Origin of the sequence: Sphingomonas kyeonggiensis, assembly GCF_014204495.1 — a bacterium.
In the GTDB taxonomy this organism is placed as follows: Bacteria; Pseudomonadota; Alphaproteobacteria; order Sphingomonadales; family Sphingomonadaceae; genus Sphingomonas; species Sphingomonas kyeonggiensis_A.
Window position 1 is genome coordinate 632,913 of the sequence record NZ_JACHLN010000003.1, and the last position, 20,054, is coordinate 652,966.

Annotated in this window: 14 protein-coding genes; 11 read left to right on the forward strand and 3 right to left on the reverse strand. The window is 67.3% G+C overall.

What is annotated here, in order from left to right; all coding sequences use genetic code 11:
• The first annotated feature begins 134 nt into the window (after positions 1-134).
• Genes HNP52_RS17055 through HNP52_RS17080 form a run of 6 tightly spaced genes read left to right on the forward strand, consistent with a single transcriptional unit; the run spans position 135 to position 7,333 of the window.
• Positions 135-2,507, forward strand: a complete 2,373-nt coding sequence (locus tag HNP52_RS17055) for a TonB-dependent receptor (RefSeq protein WP_184168813.1) — start codon at positions 135-137, stop codon at positions 2,505-2,507.
• Positions 2,508-2,509: 2 nt separating this feature from the next.
• Positions 2,510-3,850, forward strand: coding sequence for an LLM class flavin-dependent oxidoreductase (locus HNP52_RS17060; RefSeq protein ID WP_221416469.1), 1,341 nt, complete (start codon positions 2,510-2,512; stop codon positions 3,848-3,850).
• Positions 3,851-3,870: 20 nt separating this feature from the next.
• Complete coding sequence (locus tag HNP52_RS17065) at positions 3,871-4,809, forward strand: TauD/TfdA family dioxygenase (protein ID WP_184168814.1); 939 nt, start codon at positions 3,871-3,873, stop codon at positions 4,807-4,809.
• Positions 4,806-5,783 carry an aliphatic sulfonate ABC transporter substrate-binding protein gene (locus HNP52_RS17070; protein WP_184168815.1) on the forward strand — a complete coding sequence of 326 codons (978 nt, stop codon included), beginning with the start codon at positions 4,806-4,808 and terminating at the stop codon, positions 5,781-5,783. Before HNP52_RS17065 ends, HNP52_RS17070 begins: the two co-directional genes overlap by 4 nt.
• On the forward strand, positions 5,780-6,559 hold the full coding sequence (locus HNP52_RS17075) for an ABC transporter permease subunit (RefSeq protein WP_184168816.1): 780 nt from the start codon (positions 5,780-5,782) through the stop codon (positions 6,557-6,559). The genes HNP52_RS17070 and HNP52_RS17075 overlap by 4 nt, the downstream gene beginning before the upstream one ends.
• 3 nt (positions 6,560-6,562) lie before the next feature.
• Complete coding sequence (locus HNP52_RS17080) at positions 6,563-7,333, forward strand: ABC transporter ATP-binding protein (RefSeq protein ID WP_184168817.1); 771 nt, start codon at positions 6,563-6,565, stop codon at positions 7,331-7,333.
• 81 nt (positions 7,334-7,414) lie between these two features.
• Here HNP52_RS17080 and HNP52_RS17085 read toward each other — a convergent pair whose 3' ends face one another.
• Entirely contained in the window at positions 7,415-8,734 is a 1,320-nt protein-coding gene (locus HNP52_RS17085) for an NAD(P)/FAD-dependent oxidoreductase (RefSeq protein ID WP_184168818.1), read from the reverse strand.
• An 83-nt stretch (positions 8,735-8,817) separates the two neighbouring features.
• Here HNP52_RS17085 and HNP52_RS17090 point away from each other — a divergent pair, with 83 nt between their 5' ends.
• Positions 8,818-9,438: a TetR family transcriptional regulator gene (locus tag HNP52_RS17090; RefSeq protein WP_184168819.1), complete on the forward strand. Its 621-nt coding sequence runs from the start codon at positions 8,818-8,820 to the stop codon at positions 9,436-9,438.
• Between the two features lie 8 nt (positions 9,439-9,446).
• Here HNP52_RS17090 and HNP52_RS17095 read toward each other — a convergent pair whose 3' ends face one another.
• Both HNP52_RS17095 and HNP52_RS17100 read right to left on the reverse strand, forming a co-directional pair.
• Positions 9,447-10,658, reverse strand: a complete 1,212-nt coding sequence (locus tag HNP52_RS17095) for a carbohydrate porin (protein WP_311768507.1) — start codon at positions 10,656-10,658, stop codon at positions 9,447-9,449.
• 179 nt (positions 10,659-10,837) lie between these two features.
• The gene (locus HNP52_RS17100) at positions 10,838-13,267 is read right to left on the reverse strand and encodes a glucose/quinate/shikimate family membrane-bound PQQ-dependent dehydrogenase (RefSeq protein ID WP_184168821.1); all 2,430 of its coding nucleotides are present in this window, start codon (positions 13,265-13,267) and stop codon (positions 10,838-10,840) included.
• A 293-nt stretch (positions 13,268-13,560) separates the two neighbouring features.
• Between HNP52_RS17100 and HNP52_RS17105 the strand changes: the two genes are divergently transcribed.
• The 4 genes from HNP52_RS17105 to HNP52_RS17120 all read left to right on the forward strand — a co-directional run bounded on the left by HNP52_RS17105 (position 13,561) and on the right by HNP52_RS17120 (position 19,929).
• Positions 13,561-14,766, forward strand: a complete 1,206-nt coding sequence (locus HNP52_RS17105; protein WP_184168822.1) for a TetR family transcriptional regulator — start codon at positions 13,561-13,563, stop codon at positions 14,764-14,766.
• A 61-nt stretch (positions 14,767-14,827) separates the two neighbouring features.
• Positions 14,828-16,162 (forward strand): MFS transporter, encoded by a 1,335-nt coding sequence (locus tag HNP52_RS17110; RefSeq protein WP_184168823.1) that lies wholly within the window; start codon positions 14,828-14,830, stop codon positions 16,160-16,162.
• 102 nt (positions 16,163-16,264) lie between these two features.
• Positions 16,265-18,643 carry a TonB-dependent receptor gene (locus tag HNP52_RS17115; protein ID WP_184168824.1) on the forward strand — a complete coding sequence of 793 codons (2,379 nt, stop codon included), beginning with the start codon at positions 16,265-16,267 and terminating at the stop codon, positions 18,641-18,643.
• 71 nt (positions 18,644-18,714) lie between these two features.
• Positions 18,715-19,929, forward strand: coding sequence for a Ca2+-dependent phosphoinositide-specific phospholipase C (locus HNP52_RS17120; protein ID WP_184168825.1), 1,215 nt, complete (start codon positions 18,715-18,717; stop codon positions 19,927-19,929).
• The last annotated feature ends 125 nt before the right edge of the window (positions 19,930-20,054 follow it).

The following is a 20,054-nucleotide window of genomic DNA, read 5'->3' on the forward strand; positions in this document are numbered from 1 at the left end:
CCTACTAGATTGATGGATAATAAGCCAGCTCAGCGCGACGCGGTCCTGATAGTTTTAGCTCACCGCGGTGAAGCCGAACTCCGGTTGCCCCATTTAATCTCTACTAGAATGATAGAGATAAGGGAGGCACGAACATGCACAACAGGAAGATCCGGGTTCTCGCACTGGCCGCCACCGCTCTCACCCTGGTCGCTTCCGCGTCGGCCTGGGCTGCCGATGACGACAAGCCCAAGCCCATCGCGGCGACCGCCGACGATCCCGTCGCCGACGAGGACGCGCAGCACGCCACCGGCCAGGAGATCCTGGTGACCGCGCGGCGGCGTGAGGAGAGACTGCAGGACGTGCCCGTCGCGATCAGCGCGGTCTCGGGCAGCGAGCTGGCCGACCAGCATATCTACCGCGTCGGGGATTTCGCGGCGAAGCTGCCCAATTTCGCCGCTGTCCAGCAGAACACCCGCGTATCCGGCCTCTATGTCCGCGGGCTTGGCGGCAATGCCAGCAATGACGGCGCGGAATCGGGCGTGGGCCTGATCGTCGACAATGTGTTCTTCACCCATGTCGGCTTCAGCTGGCTCGATTTCGTCGATCTCGACCATGTCGAGCTGGTGCGCGGGCCACAGGGCACGCTGCTCGGCAAGAACACCACGATCGGCGCGCTGATCGTCACGACCAAGCGGCCGAGCTTCACGCCCGAGCTCAATCTCGAGGCGGGCTATGGCAACCAGAACCGCTTCCAGATCCGCGCCAACGCCACCGGCCCGCTGATCGGCGACACCCTCGCCTATCGCGCGACCTTCTATGTCGATCGCTCGGACGGCTGGGCGAAGAATGCCCAGGACGGCCAGAAGTATCTCGACGTGAACCGCTGGGCGGCACGCGGGCAGCTGCTCTTCCAGAGCGGCCCGGTTACCAGCCGCCTGATCGGCGAGCATTACGAGACCAGCGAGTACAACAATTACTATCCCGGCTTCGCCGACGCGACGACCTTCGCCAATGGCGCGGTCCGCTCGGGCGCCTGGGAGAACAAGCTCAAGTCCATCTTCGGCTACACGCCCAGCTACCGGATCGGCCAGAACGCCAATCTCAACACCCAGGAGCGGATCGACTCCCGGGTCAACGGCCTGTCGAACGAGCTGACGATCGACCTGGGCGGCCCCACCCTGACCGCGGTGAGCGCCTGGCGGCAGTTGCGCTTCCGCCCGCACAACGACAGCGATCTCTCGCCCTTCTCGATCCTGCGCGCCGGCTATGACGTGGATGTCGATCAATATTCGCAGGAGATCCGGATCGCCTCGGCCACCGGCAATCCGATCGAATATCAGTTCGGCGGCTATTTCCTGCGCGAGGACCTGGTCAGCAACAACCGCTCGATCTTCCAGGCGGACTCGACGAAGTATTTCCTCACCGGGGCGCTACCTGCGGCCGCGCTGCTCCCGGCGATCCTCGATGGCGTGGAGTATGACCAATATGGCAAGCTCCAGGTCACCAGCGGCGCGGCGTTCGGCCAGCTGACCTGGCATGCGAGCGACCGGCTGGCGCTGACCGGCGGCCTGCGCTTCACCCGCGAGAACAAGAAGGCGTCGAACACCGCGACGGTCTTTGGGGGTTCCGCACTGCCGGCCACCCTTGCCCCGGCACGCACGGCGATCGTCAACGCGTTCGGCGGGGTCTTCGCGGTTGCCGACGAGAAGACGACGAGCAGTTGGTCCTGGCTGGTCAACCCGTCCTTCAAGCTCTCGGACGATGTGCTGCTCTATGCCTCGGTCAGCTATGGCGAGAAGTCGGGCGCGGCCAATCTGGGCGCAACACCGGGCAAGCCGGTGATCATCGATCCGGAGAAGTCGACCGCTTACGAAGCCGGCATCAAGACGACGCTGGCCGGCGGCAAGGCAACGTTCAACGTCAATTTCTACTGGAACGACATCAAGGACTTCCAGGCCACGCAATATGACCCGAACCGGGTGGCGCTCGGCTATTTCCTCGGCAATGCCGCCCGGGCGCGGCTGCGCGGCGTCGAGCTGGAGGCGTCGGCCAAGCTCGGCGGCGGGTTCAGCGCCTCGGCGAGCGGGTCGTTCAACGATGCGACCTTCCGCTCCTACACCAATGCGCCGCCGCCGGTGGAGCTGAGCAATGTCGCGCCTTCGGTCAATCTGTCGGGCACGCGCATTCCGGGCTCGTCCAAGTGGAGCGGCCAGCTCAGCCTGAACTATGACGACAACGTCTCCGAGACGCTCGGCCTGTTCGGCTATGTCAACCAGACCTATCGCAGCGAGACCAACCTGCTGAGCGCCGTTTCCGTGTACGGCAAGCAGGAAGGCTATGGCCTCACCAATGCCGGTATCGGCATCCGCAGCGCCGACGGCCGCTATTCGCTGCAGTTCTGGAGCCGCAACCTGTTCGACAAGCGCTATGCCGTCGGCATCGGTCAGGCGACCGCGATCACGCCGTTCATCAAGGTGCTCGGCGAGACGCGTACCTTCGGCACCACCGCGCGGGCGCGGTTCTGACGATGGCGCGCGATCGGCAGATGCGGCTCGGCGCCTTCCTGATGGGAGTTGGCCACCACGCTGCGGCGTGGCTGCATCCCTCGGTCGATCCGCGCGCGCTCACCCGGCTCGGCCATTATGTGCATCAGGCACAGGTGGCGGAGGCGGCGAAGTTCGACGCGATCTTCTTCGCGGACAATGTCGCGATGCTGGGACCGCCCTCCGAGCTGGGTGCGCTGGCCGCCCTGCCCTATTATTTCGAGCCGCTGTCGCTGCTCGCGGCGATCGCGCCGCAGACCGAGCGGATCGGGCTCGTCGCCACGGCCTCCGCGACCTATCTCCCGCCCTATCACCTCGCCCGGAAGTTCGCCTCGCTCGATCATCTGAGCGGCGGGCGGGCCGGCTGGAACTGCGTGACTTCGGGCTCGGATGCCGAGGCGCATAATTTCGGGCTCGATCACCAATATGAGCACGCCCATCGCTATGCCCGGGCCGGCGAATATGTCGATGTGGTCAAGGCGCTGTGGAACAGCTGGGAGGACGGCGCGCTGATCGCCGATCAGCAGGCGCGGCGCTTCTACGACCCCACCCGCATCCACCGGATCGACCATGAGGGCCCGTTCTTCAAGGTCGCCGGACCGCTCCAGCTCGATCGCACGCCGCAGGGCCATCCGGTGATCGTCCAGGCGGGCTCGTCCGACGACGGCATCGCGCTCGCAGCCGCGACCGCCGAGCTGGTCTTCACCGCGCAGCAATCGCGCGAGGACGCGATCGCCTTTCGCACCCGGCTGCGCGCGGCCGCATCGGCAAATGGCCGCGACCCGGATGAACTGCTCGTGCTGCCGGGGATCATGCCGTTCGTCGCCGAGACACGCGAGGAAGCGCAGCGGCTGCATGACGAGCTGCTCGCGCTGGTCGATCCGCGGCTCGGCATCGGCTTCGTCTCCGGGCTGATGGATACCGACCTGTCGCAACATCCGCTCGACGGCCCGCTGCCCGAGCCCGCCTCCACCCAGGGCTGGCAGAGTCGCCAGAAGCTGCTGGTCGATACCGCGCGGGCCGAGGGGCTGAGCATCCGCCAGCTGATCGCCCGGATCATCACCGCACGTGGGCACAAGACCGTGATCGGCACGCCGACCGAGATCGCCGACCTGCTCGAGGACTGGTTCGCGGCCGGCGCGGCGGACGGCTTCAACATCATGCCACCGATCCTGCCGCAGGGGCTCGAGGCGTTCGCGGAAATGGTCGTGCCCGAGCTGCAGCGCCGCGGACTTTTCCGCACCGAATATACCGGCCGGACATTGCGCGACCATCTGGGCCTGCCCTTTCCCCAAACCCCGGCGCTGGCCGCCGCGGCCGAGTAACCCAACGAAGGAGACCTGCCATGACCGTCTCTACCCGCAGTGCCTATCTGAACACGCCCGACCCCGGGATCCCCCTCGACGTGGTGCCGGTCGGCGGGCGCATCGGCGCCGAAGTGCGCGGGGTCGCGCTCTCCGCCGATCTCCCGCCCGAAACACTGGCAGCGATCCGCGCCGCGCTGGTCCGCCACAAGGTGCTGTTCTTCCGCGGCCAGCATCATCTCGACGATGCCGGGCAGGAAGCGTTCGGCCAGGCATTCGGCACGCCGTTCGAGCACCCGACCGTGCCGTCACGCGGCAATTTCCTGTTCGAGCTGGACTCGCACCACGGCGCCCGCGCCAATCACTGGCACACCGACATCACCTTCGTGCCCGCCTATCCCTTCGCCTCGATCCTGCGCGGCGTGACGATCCCGCCGGCGGGCGGCGATACGGTCTGGGCGAATACCGTCGCCGCCTATCAGGACCTGCCCGAGCCGCTGCGCGAGCTGGCCGACGGGCTGCGGGCGATCCACACCAACGCCTATGACTATGCCGCCGAGCGCCCCGACGCGACCGAGGAGCAGCGCAAGCGCTTCGCGGCGGTGTTCGCCCGCGTGGTCTATGAGACCGAGCATCCGGTGGTCCGCGTCCATCCCGAGAGCGGCGAACGCACCCTGCTGCTCGGCGGCTTCGTCAAGCAATTCGTCGGGTTGCCCCAGGCGGACTCGAAGGCACTCTACGACCGGCTGCAGAGCTATGTGACCCGGCTGGAGAACAGCGTGCGCTGGCGGTGGAGCGAAGGCGACGTGGCGATCTGGGACAATCGCGCCACCCAGCATTACGCGATCGACGATTATGGCGACCAGCACCGCGTCGTCCGCCGTGTGACGCTGGCGGGCGATGTGCCGATCGGCGTCGATGGCCAGTCGAGCCGCGCGATCCTGCCCGCACCCGAAGCGCTGCTGGAGGCAGCGGAATGATCTCGCGCCGCCAGTCGCTCATCCTGCTCGGCGGCACTGCCGCCGGGCTGGCCCTTGCCGGGTGCGGCCGCAAGGCCGGCCCCGAGCGCAAGGACGTGATCTTCGCCACCCAGAAGAACGGCGTACCCTTCCTCGCCGAGACGCGCGGCGAATTCGCCAAGCGGCTGGAGAAGCGCGGGCTAGGGCCGGTGAAATGGGTCGAGTTCGCCTCGGGCCCGCCGCTGATCGAGGCGATCCGCGCCGGTGCCGTCGATATCGGCCTGGTCGGTGACACCCCGGTCGCCTACGCCCAGGCAGCGGGAACCGACCTCAACTTCGTCGCCGCGCAGAGCTTCCCCGGGCTGGTCGGCAGTGGGCTGCTGGTGCCGGCCAAATCAAGCGTGACCAGCCTCGCCCAGCTCAAGGGCAAGCGCATCGCCTATACCAAGGGCTCGGCGGCCGAGTTCGCGCTGGCGGCCGGACTCAAGCAGGTCGGGCTCGGCCTCAAGGATATCCAGGCCGCCAATCTCTCCCCCGGCGATGCGCAGACCGCGCTGGCCAACGGGTCGGTCGATGGCTGGGTGATCTGGGATCCCTTCTTCACCCTCGCCCAGATCCGCGGCGGCGCGCGCGAAGTGCCGCTGCCCGCTTCGGGGCTCAACACCACCGCCTTCTACATCGCCTCGGGCGACTTCACCCGGAACCGCACCGATGTGCTGCGCGCCACGCTCGACGAGCTGCGCGCCGAGGCCGCCTGGGGCAATGCCAACCGCAACTTCTATCGCGACCAGGTCGCCAAGGCGACGCGGCTGCCGCCGCAGGTGCTCGACGGCATGCTAGCGCGCTACAAGGACTTCCTGTTCCGGGTCGATCCGGTGACGCCGGAGGTTATCGAGAACCAGCAGAAGGTCTCCGACTATCTGTTCGACGCCGGGGTGTTGCCCAAGCGGGTCGACGCGTCCAAGGCCGCCTGGACCGGCTGGAAGCCGGCATGACCCGGGGCGCCGGCTGGAAGGAAAGCCCGCTCGTCCCGGCGATCGTGCCGGTGGGATTGCTGGTCGTCTGGCAGCTCGCCTCGACCACGGGACTGCTGCCCTCGCAGATCCTGCCGGCGCCGACGGCCGTGGTGAAGGCAGCGGCCGAGCTGACCGCCGACGGCGAGCTGGTCCACCATCTTGCCGTGAGCACCGCCCGGGCATTGACCGGGCTGGTGATGGGCGGATCGATCAGCTTCGTGCTGGGGCTGGTCTGCGGCCTGTCGCCCTTCGCCCGGCGGCTGCTCGACCCGACGCTGCAGATGGTGCGGACGATCCCGCACCTGGCGCTGCTGCCGCTGGTCATCCTGTGGTTCGGCATCGGCGAGCAGGCCAAGATCCTGCTCGTCGCCTGGGGCATCTTCTTCCCCATCTACCTGAACACCTATCACGGCGTGGTCTCGGTCGATCCCCAGCTGATCGAGATGGGCAGAGTCTATGGGATGAAGCGCTGGGAGTTGTTCCGCCGGATCATCTTCCCGGGCGCCCTGCCCTCGATCCTGGTCGGGTTGCGCTTCGGCCTTGGCATCATGTGGCTGACGCTGATCGTCGCCGAGACGATCGCCGCCAATTCGGGCATCGGCTACATGGCCACCCAGGCCCGCGAGTTCAGCCAGACCGACATCATCGTACTGGCGATCTTCGTCTATGCCGGGCTCGGCAAGCTCGCCGACAGCCTGACCCGCGCGCTGGAGCAGCGCCTGCTCCGCTGGAACCCCGCCTACGCAAGGGCCTGAGCCATGAACCTTCCCGCACTTCGCCTTGTAGAGTTGGGCCTTGTCGAACAGGCCGACCGCCCGATCAGCGGCGCGCCGGTGGCCGTCCGCGAGCTGTCGGTCGCCTTCGGGCAGAACCAGGTGCTCGACCGGCTGAGCCTGCACATCGAGCCCGGCGAGTTCGTCGCGATCGTCGGCCGGTCGGGCTGCGGCAAGAGCACCCTGCTGCGCGCGGTCATGGGGTTGATCCTGCCGGGTGGCGGCAGCATCGACGTCGACCTCGATGCGGCACGGCTCGTCTTCCAGGAGCCGCGGCTGCTGCCCTGGGCGAGCGTGCGCGAGAATGTCGCGGTCGGCGCGCCTGCCGGGCTCGATGCCGCCGAGCGCGACCGGCTGGTCGATGCCCGGCTTGCCGAAGTGGGACTGGCCGACAAGGCCGAGCAATGGCCCGCCGCGCTTTCGGGCGGCCAGCGCCAGCGCGTCGCGCTGGCCCGCGCGCTGATCAGCCAGCCGCGACTACTCGCGCTCGACGAACCACTGGGCGCGCTCGACGCGCTTACCCGGATCGAGATGCAGGCGCTGGTCGAGACCGTGTGGGCGAGCGAGGGCTTTTCGGCGCTGCTCGTCACCCATGACGTGGCCGAGGCGGTAGCACTGGCCGACCGGGTCGTGGTGATGGAAGCCGGCCGGATCGCGCTCGACCTGCCGATCGCCGTGCCCCGCCCGCGCCGCCACGGCGACGCCGAGCTGGCGGCGCTGGAAGGGCTGATCCTCGACCGGTTGCTCGGGCGCTGATTGCCTACACCGATCGGGCGGCGATCCGCGAAAGTACACAAAGTACAGGCCAAGGACGGTTTTGCGCCCTGAGCCGAGCCCTTAGTGCAGCTTGAGCCTAGGACGAACGAACCTGTTGATATAACTGACAAAAATTAGCATCGCACCGCGAATCCTGCCATGCACCGCCATCAGGTGCATGCGGTAGAGCGACATGTAGACGAACCGCGCCAACCGTCCTTCAACCGCCATGCGTCCGCCGACCAGCCGGCCCATCAGCGATCCCACGGTGGAGAAGCGGCTGAGCGACACCAGCGAGCCGTGATCGTGGTAGACAAAGGTCTTGAGCGGGATGCCGGCCATCAGGCGCGAGAGGTTGGCGAAGGCGGTGTCCGCCATCTGGTGTGCCGCCTGCGCGCGCGGCGGGATCGGGCGATCGCTTCCGGCGGGCGTGTAGGACGCGCAGTCGCCGATCGCGAAGATACGCTCGTCGTCCAGGCTCTGCAGCGTCGGCCGCACGATGACCTGGTCGCCGCGCGACAGCCGCAGCCCGTCCAGCCCCTCGCGGATCGGCGCGGCCTTCACGCCGGCGGCCCAGAGCTGGAGATCGGCGGGCACGAAAATGCCACCACGCGTCTCCATGCCGAGCGGGGTCGAGGCGGTGACGGCGACGCCGGTCATCACCTTGACGCCGAGCACCTCCAGCTCCTCGCGCGCCGCATCGGCCAGGCGCTCGGGCAATGCCGGCAGGATGCGCGGCCCGGCCTCGAGCAGGGTCACGTCGAGCCGCTTCCGATCGAACACCTCGAGCCCGTAATAGCTGAGGCCGTCGGCGGCATTGTAGAGCTCGGCGGCGAGCTCGACGCCGGTGGCGCCGCCGCCGACAATGGCGATGCGCACGCGGGCATCCGATGCCGGATCCTCCGACATGGCGCGCGATACGCGCAGGCAATGGTCGAGCAGTTGGTCGCGGAAGCTGTCCGCTTGTGCCTGGCTGTCGAGGAACAGGCAGTTCTCGGCGACGCCCGGCGTGCCGAAGTCATTGGTGACCGAGCCATAGGCGAGCACCAGATAGTCATAGCGCACCGTATGCGCGCCGATCACTTCGCGCCCCTTGGGATCGAGCACGGGCGCGAGATGCACGCGGCGCGCGGTGCGATCGATCCGCTCCAGCGTGCCATAATGATAGCGATAGCCCCAGCGATGGCAGTGGCTGCGATAGCCGACCTCGTCGAGGCTGGCATCGAGCGAGCCCGCCGCCACCTCGTGCAGCAACGGCTTCCAGATATGCGTGCGGTTGCGATCGATCAGGATGATGTCGTGCCGCTTGCGACCGTAGCGGCTGCCGAGCTTGCGCGCGAGTTCAAGGCCGGCGGCACCGCCACCGACGATCACGATCTGGATCTTCCTGTCGCTTGTCATGCTCGCTCCGCGGTTTGGGTCGTTCGAGGCACATCCGGCGCGTTGCACGTTGCAATGCCGCGCGCCGGATCGCAAAGCAGGATGTGGCCGACGACAATTTCACTGAACGCAATCGCCAGGAGATCATCGCGATCGCCACGCGGCATTTCGCCGACAAGGGCTTTGCGGGCGCGCGGGTCGACGAGATCGCGGCGGCCACGGCCACCTCGAAGCGGATGATCTACTATCATTTCGGCAGCAAGGACGGGCTGTACCGCGCCGTGCTGACCGAAGCCTATCGCGGCTTCCGCTCGGCCGAGCTCGACACCGGGCTGGACGCGCTGCCGGCGATCGATGCGCTCGCCCGATTGACCGCGCACAGCTTCGATTTCCACTTTCGCCATCCCGAGCTGGTGCGGCTGGTGATGGACGAGAATATGCGGCGCGGACCGCATGTCGGCGCGATCTCGGAAGGGCGCAACGAAGTCGTGCTGCCGCGCACCCAGGCGCTGCTCGATCGCGGCGTCGCGGAGGGGAGCTTCCGCGCCGGGATCGACGCCGCCGACCTGCACATGACGATCAGCGCGCTCGCCTTCTACTTCGTCGCCAATCGCTACACCTTCGGCACGATCTTCGGGGCGGACATGGAGAGCGACGCGGCGGTCGCGCAGCGGCGCGAGCAGGTGATCGACACCGTCCTGCGCTATTGCCGCGCGGATCGCTGACGCCGCCATCAAAACTGGACCTTTACCTGGCTGCCGAAGGCCAGCGCGTTGCGGGTGCGGCGGAAGGCGAAGGTGCCCGGATCGAGGATATACTGGACGTCGGGCCGGATGCTGAGCCAGCGGCGCAGCTGGATGCCGTAGCTCAGCTCGATCGCGGTCTCGCCGGCCGGCAGCGAGGCGAAGCCGTCGGGCATGACGGAGGACGCCTCATGCAGCGCGCGCAGCCGCGGATTGACCCGCGCCTGGATCACGCCGAGCGCGATCGTATCGGCATCGCGGCCCGGGAACGTGCCTGTCTTGACCAGGCCGGCGGCAACCCAGCGGGTGATCGGCGCCGATGCCCGGGGATTGGCGGCGAACTGGCCGAAGACCGAGAGCCCCCTGCCCCCGCTGCCACGCAGCACCATCTGGTCGGCCAGGATATAGGCGCCGTAGCGGCCGGTGACGCTGCCCGGCCGGCCCTGCCGCGCGGCGGTGGAGCTGTCGTAGTAGAAGCCAAGCTTGTAATGGCCCGGCAGCACGCGGCTGTCCTTGCCCATGCCCGGATCATATTCGACTTCGATCGGCACCAGCACGCCCGTCGAGCCGCCGGCAAAGGGGCGGAAGGCATTATGCTCGTCGTTGAGGCGCGGATTGACCTGGAAGAGGCCGGTGCGCAGCGTCACGCCCGGACGCAACCGATAGCGCAGCGCGGCACCCCAGCGGGCATTGGGGTAATTGTACCAGCCCGTATCGCCCGAGAATGCCAGCGGATGCGCGCAAAAGGCCGCGTTCACCAGGTTGCAGCCGATCGCCATGCCGCCCAGGTCGTTGCCCATCGCGAAATAGCCGAGACGCAGGTTCAGCCGGCCGCGATCGAAATTCTGCTCGATGCTGAACTCGGTGAGCCTGGTGAAGTTGCCGCCCGCCGCCTCCTGGATCGGAAGGCGGTTGCCGACGATGTCCGACGAGACCCCGATGCCGCGCCGGTCGTTGAGCGTGAGGTGAAAGAGCGCACCGGACCAGCCGAGCGTCCTGTCGAGATCGACATCGACGCCGGCGCGCAGCTGCTGGGTATAGCCGGTACCGCGCTTCAGGCCGCCATCGACGGCGGCGAAGGTCTCGGAGACATAATCGGCGCGGACGCTGATCCCGGCCTCGCGGAGGTCGCTGCGCGCGCCGCCCCAATCGCCGGTCAGCGTTTCCCGGTCGGGAGAAAGCAGGCCGGCCTCGGCCGGCACCGGTGGAGTCTCCGACTGGGCGTGCGCCGCCGAAAGGGGCGAGGCAGATAGCAATGCTGCTGCGAACAGAGGTACGAACCGGGCCAAAACGCCTTCCCTCCCGTGTCGCCGGACACGGGGTCATCAAGGGTGGAACAAGGGCGGGAGCGAAGCGGCGCGCCGCGCTCCCGATCATCGGATCAGGGCAGTGCGTAGGCGATCACATAGTCGCCCCGGTCGGGAGACTGGCGCGCGCCGCCCGCGGTGATCACGACGTATTGCTTGCCGGTGCGCGGCGAGCGGTAGCTCATCGGCCCGCCCTGGCTACCGACGGGCAGGCGCGCTTTCCACACCTCCGCGCCGGTCGCCGAATTGAAGGCGCGCAGATAATAATCCTGCGTGCCGGCGATGAACAACAGCCCGCCCTGCGTGGCCAGCGTGCCGCCCAGGGTCGGCAGGCCGATCGGGATCGGCAGGCCCATGCGGATACCGAGCGGGCCGGTGTCGCGCACCGTGCCGACCGGTACCTGCCATTTGATGCTGCGCGTCTTGAGGTCGATCGCGGTGAGCGTGCCATAGGGCGGCGCCTGGCAGGGCACGCCGAGCGCGGAGAGGAAGCGGTCCTTGACCACCGAATAGGGCGTGCCCTTCAGCGGGACGCTGCCCATGCCGGTATTGACCGCCTCGCCCGCCGCACCGCTCTTGCCTGCCTGCGCGGCGGTCTGCGGGACCATCCGCACCCACAGGCCGAGGCGCATGTCGTTGACGAAGACGGTGCCGGTGGTGGGATCGGTCGAGACCCCGCCCCAGTTCATGCCACCGAGCGAGCCCGGGAAGCTGAGCGACTTGTCGGTGCCGGGCGCGGTGTACAGCCCCTCATAGCGCATGCCCTTGAAGGCGATGCGGCAGAGCAGCTGATCGAACGGGGTGGCACCCCACATGTCCTTCTCGGCAAGCGGCCCTACCCCGATCTGCGGCATGCCGACCGAGCGCGGCTGGGTAAGCGCATAGGGCTCGCCGGGGATGTCCGCTGCCTTGACCGGCGTCTCGACGACCCTGGTCAACGGCTTGCCGGTGGCGCGGTCGAGCACATAGACCTGCCCGGCCTTGGTGCCGACGATCAGCGCCGGAACGGCCGGGCCTCCGGGCATGGGGAAGTCGATGAAGCTCGGCTGCATCGGCACGTCGAAGTCCCAGAGATCGTTGTGGACGGTCTGGAAATGCCACTTCTCGCGGCCGGTGGTCGCGTCGAGCGCGAGGATCGAGGCGCCGTATCTGTGATCGAGCGCCGTGCGCGGCACGCCGTACAGATCGACCGAGGCACTGCCGACCGGCATGAACACGGTGTTGGACGCCGCGTCATAGGACATGGACGACCAGACGTTCGGGGTCGAACGGGTATAGGTCTGCCCCGCCGGGGGCGTGCCGGTGATCGCGGGATTGCCGGGATCGAACGCCCAGCGCAGCTTGCCGGTGATCACGTCGAAGCCGCGGACGACGCCGCCCGGCATGTCGGTCTGGACATTATCGGCGATGCGGCCGCCGACCACGACCGTGGTGCCGGCCAGCGTCGGCGCGGCGGTGAGCTGATATTGCGGGTCGGGCGCGTTGCCGAGGCCGGCCTTGAGATCGACCCGGCCGCCCTGGCCGAAATCGGTGCAGAACTTGCCGGTATCGGCGTCGAGCGCGATCAGCTCGGCGTTGATCGTGTTCATCAGGATGCGGCGCTGGCAGGCGGCGCCTTCCGGTACGATCGCCGAGGGGACCGGCGTTGCGCCGGGCAGGTTGGGCTGCTGCAGCGGTGCGCGCGCATCGAAATAGGCGAGGCCGCGGCAGCGCATCCAGACCGAGGCATGGGCGTTGATCAGCGCCTTCCACTTCTCGCGGCCGGTATCGGCGTCGAGCGCGATGACGTTGTTGTGCGGGGTGCAGATATAGACGGTGTCGCCGATCTGCAGCGGCGTGTCCTGGTCCTCGGCGCCATTGCCGTCGCTCACCGCGACATCGCCAGTGCGATAGGTCCAGGCGACCTTGAGGTTCTTCACATTGTCGCGGGTGATCTGGTCGAGCGCGACGAAGCGGCTGCCGCCCGGCGTGTTGCCATAGGCGGCCCAGTCCTTCTGCACCTGTGCCGGAGCGACGGGCACAAGCGCCCCCGGCATGCCGGCAAAGGCCACGGTCGGGTGCGGCACGAACATCGCGCCGAAGCCGGTTGCCGAGGCAATGCCGAGCACGGCCCCAGCCGCAAGCGCCGGGCGCCACATCGGAGCCAGCCCCTGGGCACGGCGGAGCAGCGGATAGGACAGCGCCACCACGGTCGCGCCCACGCCCATCGCGAGCAGACGGGAGATCAGCGGCCAGAAGCTCAAGCCGACTTCCCATAGCGCCCAGAGGATCGTCAGCAGGAAGGTGGCGCCGAAGACCAGTGCGCCGGCCGGGCGACGGCGCGCGATCAGCACGCCGGATGCCACCAGCGCGATACCCGCGAGCAGGAAATAGAAACTGCCGCCGAGGCTAATCAGCCTGGCGCCGCCGATGGCAAAGAACAGGCCCGCCGCGAGCAGTACCAAGCCCAAAAGCACCAGCCAGCCGCGCGTAAGCAGGCTGGCCCATTGTCTAGTGCCCGACATGCGGCACCTCCTTCTTGCGTAACGATCGTCGGGAAGGCCGAACTGCGGTTGGGCGATGGGACGCGTCGAATCGCGGAACCGTCGCGGCGGCGACGTCAACTGTGTACCAGTTAGTACATTCGAGAACGAAATTCAAGCTGGACGGTCCGGCGGAGGGGCGCCCGGGAAAATCCGGCCAATCCGGCGCAGCGTCTTCCACCCGACCTGGCATCCTTGCGGCAATCCCCAAGAGGAACCCGCGCAGACGCTTCGCGGATCGTGACCGGGCGAAGGGATTGCGATAGACCCCCGGCGTGCCCGTGAACCGATCAACGCTTCCCCTTGGTATTTCCGTCGATGCGATCGTCGACCAGGCCCTGGATCTTATTGCGTCCGGGGGACTCGCCGAGCTGACGCTGCGGCCACTCGCGACCAGCCTTGGCGTCAGCGTGCCTGTCATCTCGACACGCATGGGCAGCAAGGAGCAACTGGTTGAGGGCGTGACGCAGGCAGCGCATGCACGCGACCTGGTGTTCTTCGGAAAATGGGGAGCGCTTGCGAACGATGTGGGTGCCGGGGACAGCGCTTCGCGCGCCGCCATCGCGGAACTGGCACTGCGCGAATGGGTGACCCGGGAGCGACGCCAGGCGATCCTCCTGATCGAGCTGGTGCATGATCGTGCGTTACGGCCCGATCGGCTGCCTGTGCTCGAGGATTGGCTCGACGATGCCGGGCGGTTCTGGGCCGAACTGATCTTCGGAGACGCGGCGCTGGCCGAGCTGGCGCTTGGCTATGTGCTGGACGAGGCGGGATTCTCGCTCGGCGCCGGCGAGGATCCGAAATATGCGCTGCTGCGCTCGCTGTGCCTCCAGCGCTTTGCGAGCGGCATCTTTCCCGGCGCGGATGCCGACAAGGGCGCCGTGATCGCATCGCTGATCAGCCAGCTCGACGCTGCCGTGACGCCGGCGGCCGAGGAGGAAGATGCGAAGCGCCAGCGGATCACAGGCAGCGCCGCCGACCTGATCGTCTCGCAAGGCATCGAAAGCGTGACGCACCGCTCGGTCGCGCTCGCGGCGGGCGTGCCGGCCTCCACGGTCGTCTATCATTTCGGGGCCAGACCGGCCCTGGTGGTGGCCGGTCTCCATGCGGTCATTGCCCGCTTCCATAGCCGGCGGAGTGATATCCGCATCGACCATAATGGCACGCCCCCCAACGACACCAGTATCCAGGACCTGGTCAAGGCAACCTCGATGATCGCGCTCGCCAGCGCCCGCGAACCCAGCCTGCTGCCCTACGCGATCGACATGCGGCGCAGGCGCGGCGAGAACTGGCGCGCGAGCGACATGGCGCCAATGGGGATTGGTATCGGCGCGGGTTTCGACCGCGCGGCCGGACAGGTCCTGTCGATTGCCGCCTTCGGCATGGGCATGATCGGCATGGCGCGCAAGACTGCCGATCACGCCCACTTTGCCCGTGCCCTCGCCGCGCTGGAGACCTGGCGGACCCGGTCGACCGGCTGAGCGCACGGAGTCATCGAAACGGCACAACCCGCTGATAGGCGCCGGGCCGGAGTGCGGCGGGATGGCGGATCGGGAAATATTGTCGGGCACGCGCCTCGTCGTGCTGTCGCTGCCGTCGCTGGCCTTTGCAGGCTATGATCTCGCCCGGCGGGTTTTCCTGGCACCGTATCTTTCCGGTGAACTCGCGCTGCAGGTCGGTGTTGTCGGCTGGCTGGTGCTGCTCGCCAATTTCGCGTCGATTCCTGCCGAGTTGCTCGCGGGATCGATGGGCGATCACGGATCGGACCGGCTCGGACGACGGCGACTATGGATGATCCTGGGTACCGCGCTGGTGCTGATCGGCACCGCCGGACTGCTGCGACAGGGCACCGCGCCATCGATCGCATCGGTGGCAATCGCATTGATCGCGCTGGTGGTCGGCTGGGCCTTGTGCAACGTCACCCATGGCGCCTGGGCACTCGAGGCCGCGCACGATAGCCGGTCCCGGGGACGGATATTCGGCACGCGGACCCTGTTCGGGATCGCTGGCGGTATCGGCTTTTCGGCGATCGGCGCGCTGCAGGTCGCCGGCTGGCCTTCCCCTTTCACCGTCATCATGATCACCGTCGCCTTTGGTGCCCTGGTGCTGCACGCCGCGCTCGTCACCCTGTTGCCCGACCGGGCGCCCGCGCCGGACAGGTGGCGGCTCGCCTCCCTGCTCGATCCGTTGCGGCTGCTGTTCGCCAATCGCGGCAACCGCCAGCTGGCGGCGCTGTTCGCGCTCAACGGCGCCCATGCGGCGATCACCACCACCGGCTATTTCTACATGGTCGACAATGGCCTGGGGCTGCGCGGCTGGGCGCCGACCGGGATCCTCGTCCAGACCATCTGCGCCGCCATGGGCATCCTCGCGGCGATCCGGATCGGCGCCAGCCTCAGCGCGCATGCGCTGCTGCGTCTGACGCTCTGGGCCAATCTGGGCCTGGCGCTTGCCCTGCCGCTGCTGCCCGCCGGCTCGCCAGTCGCGCTGATCCTGTGGACGGTGCCGTTCGGGCTGACCTCCGCGATCGACTTCATGGCCCTGCGGATGCTGCTCGGCGCGCGGCTCGATGCCGGAGGCGCACCATCGGGGAAGCGCGCAGCCGCGCATTATGCCGGGTTCCACCTGCCCTTCAATCTATGTGGCGCCATCGCTTCGGGACTGTTGTTCGCCGGCTATCGCACCCTGGGCTTCGATCCGCGCGCGGCCCTTGGGCCTGAACAGACGTTCGCGCCGGTGCTGCTCGTCCCGAGCGCGGCTGCCGCGCTGATCACGCTGGTTTCACTCATAATTCTGGCGGATTCGCCGCTGGACGAGCCTGCCGGCGCACCTTCAGCAATGCGCATGCCCCCCGAGACAGTTACTGAACAAGTGTAATTATGCCGTCATGGACACGCCATAGGAGGTGCCCCGTATCCCGCCGAATCGGTGGGACTTCGAGGGGTATTTCGGATGAGAACCGACCTATTTCGCGGACTGATGGCCAGCGCAGCGACGCTCAGCTGCGGCTTTGGCCTTACTGAACAAGCGTTTGCGCAGAACGCCGACGTCGCTCCGGTGCAGACGAGCGAGGCGTCCGGTGACACCGGCCTCGCCGATATCGTCGTCACTGCGCAGCGCCGCCAGGAAAAGGCGCAGTCGGTGCCGATCTCGATCACCTCGGTCAGCGGCCAGGCGCTGGAGGACAGCGGCTTCACCTCGCTCACCGACCTGCAATATGTCGTGCCCGGCGTTCAATATGACCCCACCCAGGGCGCCGCCTTCCAGATCCGCGGCGTCGGCAGCACTTCGTTCGACTTCTCCAACGCCAAATCGGTCAATGTCGTCGTCGATGACGTCGTGATGGACGCCCAGCGCGACAACGGCCTGATCGGCCTCACCGACATCCAGCGCGTCGATGTGCTGATGGGCCCGCAGGGCACGCTGTTCGGCAAGAACTCGACCTCGGGCGTGATCGCGATCACCACCAACAAGCCGGTGATCGGCCAGTTCTCCGGCACCGCCTATGCCAGCTATGGCGAGCGCAACGACCGCAACACCAATGCGACCGTGAACGTGCCGATCAGCGACCAGGCCGCGCTGCGCGTCTCCGCTTTCGCACTGGGGCAGGACGGCAAGGGCCGCTATGTGGTGCTCGACCGCAATCTCGGCCTGGTCAGCGAATGGGGCGTGCGCGGCAAGCTGCTGTTCCAGCCGGCCCCGTCGCTCGAGCTGGTGCTCGCCGGCGAATATACCCACCATATCGACACCGCCATCCGCGTGCCCGTTGGCGGCCCTGCCGGCTCGACCTTCGCACCCGCCGCCGCGCTGACCGCGGCGCAGATCGCGCTTGGCGTCATCCCGGGGCCGGAGAACGCCGACAGCGCCGACGGATCGCTGGGCCACAACACCACGACCAACAAGGGCGGCTCGCTCCATGTGAACTACGAGATGGGCCGGCACACGCTGACCTCGATCACCGCCTATCGCGAAACGACGTTCGACAACGACACGCCTGCCGATCTGCTGCCCCGCAACGTCTATGCCTATATCCCGTTCAATTCGGGCCGGCTGAAGACGAACAAATTCAGCGAGGAAATCCACTTCGCCTCGCCCACCGGCGGCACGATCGAATATCTGCTCGGCGCCTTCTACAACAAGCTGAATGCCAAGCAGACCCAGCTGCAATGGGGCACGCTCGGCACGCCGCTGCTGTCACCTGCCGGTGTGCCGTCGCCGACGCTCTATGCGGTGACCGGCGCCTTCGATCCGATCACCAAGGCGATGCTGGGCAACGCCGTGCTGTTCGACGCCACCAACGAGGCGGCGGCCGCGTTCGGCCAGGTCAAGATCACGCCGGCGCGCCAGTTCAGCGTGACCTTTGGCGGGCGCTACAACTACGACTGGAACAGCCAGACGATCAGCTACGTCAATATCGATCCCAGGCCGATCACCGGCTATTCGCCGATCTTCGTCGCCACCGGCGCGGGACCGACCGAAGCGTTCCGCACCGGATCGAAGAAGGGCGGCCGCTTCACCTATCGCATCGCGCCGCAATTCACGATCAGCCGTGATGTGATGGTCTATGCAAGCTACGCCACCGGGTACAAGCCGGGCGGCGTCGCCTTTGTCGGCAATCGCTACGATCCGTACAATCCGGAATCGGTGAAGAGCTGGGAAATCGGCCTGAAGAGCGAGCTGTTCGATCGCCGCGCGCGGTTCAATCTCGCAGCCTTCTCGTCGAAGTTCACCGATTTCCAGGCGACGATCCTGACGCCGGTGAGCACCGGCATCGGCGGGTTCATCCTGGCATCGGCCATCGGCAACGCGCCGGGTCTCCGCTCGCGCGGCATCGAGGCATCGCTCACGGTCAAGCCGGCGCGGCAGATCACGCTGGGCGGCTCGGTGACCTATACCGACGCCATCTTCACCAACTACGTCGCGAGCCCGACCGCCAACTATACCGGCACGCGCCTCACCAATGCGCCCGAATGGCAGGCGAGCGTGACGATGGACTATGCCGACGAGATCGGCGCCGGCCTGAACTTCAAGGCGCATCTCGACTATGGCTATCGCAGCGACACCCAGACGGTGACGGGCGCGATGCTCGGCGACATCCTCGCCCCGGCGGTCAGCAACGCGGACGGCACCAAGACGCCCAATTCGACCTATTCGCGGATCCCGGGCTATGGCCTGCTCAACGGGCGCGTCAGCCTGGCCAAGCTGGACGGCGCGGTGGAGTTCGGCGTTTATGCCCGCAACCTGCTGAACACCTATTATTCCACCGGCTGGCAGATCTACGGCCCGCTCGGCCTGCTGCACTATACCTCGCCGAACGCCTACCGGACGCTCGGCGCCTTCGCCAAGATCAACTTCTGACGCGCCTTCGCCGCCGCCTTCGCCATTCGGTGAGAGGCGGCGCGCGATCCGTCGCACCAAGGACGCACGACATGAAGAAGCTCGCCATCGGCCTCGGCCTGATCGCCACCTGCACCGCCGCCGCGATCGCCATTGCCCAGGAAGCGCCCCGCACCGAGGAGGTGCGGCTCAACGAGATCCAGGTGATCGGGACCCACAACAGCTATTCGCAGGGTGTCGACCCGCAACTGCTGGCGATGGTCGATGCCACGCTCGGCCCGAAGCTGGCCGCCTTCACCAAGGCGATGCCCGAGAAGATGAAGGCCGACTGGCAGGAATATCACCCCAATTTCACCAGCATGAGCGAAGGCCTGAGCTATCGCTACACCGGCCTGACCGACCAGCTGGACGCCGGGATGCGCAGCCTCGAGATCGACATCAACAACGATCCCCAGGGCGGGCGCTACGCCCATCCGGCAGGTCTAGCCGCGCTGCGTGCCAAGGGCGTCAGCGACAGCCAGATGCTGCCCTATGACGCTACCGACATGGAGAAGCCCGGCCTCAAGGTCTTCCACGTCGCCGATCTCGACGTGCGATCGAGCTGCAACCTGTTCACGCGCTGCCTGAAGCAGCTTCGCGCCTGGTCCGATGCGCATCCGGATCACGCTCCCATCTTCATCCTGGTCGAAGCGAAGAGCGATGCGCTGCCGGTGTTCCCGAACTCGTCCCCGCCCCTCGCCTTCGATCGGGCCGCGTTCGACGAGATGGACCAGTCGATCTTCCGCGAGATCGGCCGCGACAAGCTGGTGACACCGGATCAGGTCCGCGGCACCTATCCCACGCTCGAGGCCGGCGTGCTCGCGCACAACTGGCCGACGCTTGCGAAGTCGCGCGGCAAGTTCGTCTTCCTGCTGCTGACCGCGATGGATCCCCAGGCGCTGGCTGCCTATCATGCCGGGCACGAGAATCTGGAGGGCCGCGCGGCCTTCCTGCGCGCCACGCCGGGGCAGAGCTATGCCGCCTTCCTGCTGCTCGACAATGCCAATGTCCGCGCCAGGGAGATTCCCGAGCGCGTGAAGCAGGGCTATCTGGTCCGCGCCCGCGCCGACATCGAAACCTATGAGGCGAAGGTGAACGACCCGACCCGCGCCAACCAGGCCTTTGCGAGCGGCGCGCAGATCGTCTCGACCGACTTCTACAAGCCGGGCAACGCCTATGCCACCAGCTATGTCGTGCGACTGCCCGGCGGTGGCGAAGCGCGCTGCAACCCGGTCAACGCGCCCAAGGCCTGCCGGCTGGGGCGCTGACGAGTTACACCGCGGGAAAGAGTGAACCCGCGGCGGCCAGTGTTTCCCACCCGGCGCGTTGGAAACACTGGCATCCACAATCCCGGGCGTGGCCGATGTCTCAGCCTCGCCTGGTCGAAGCATTC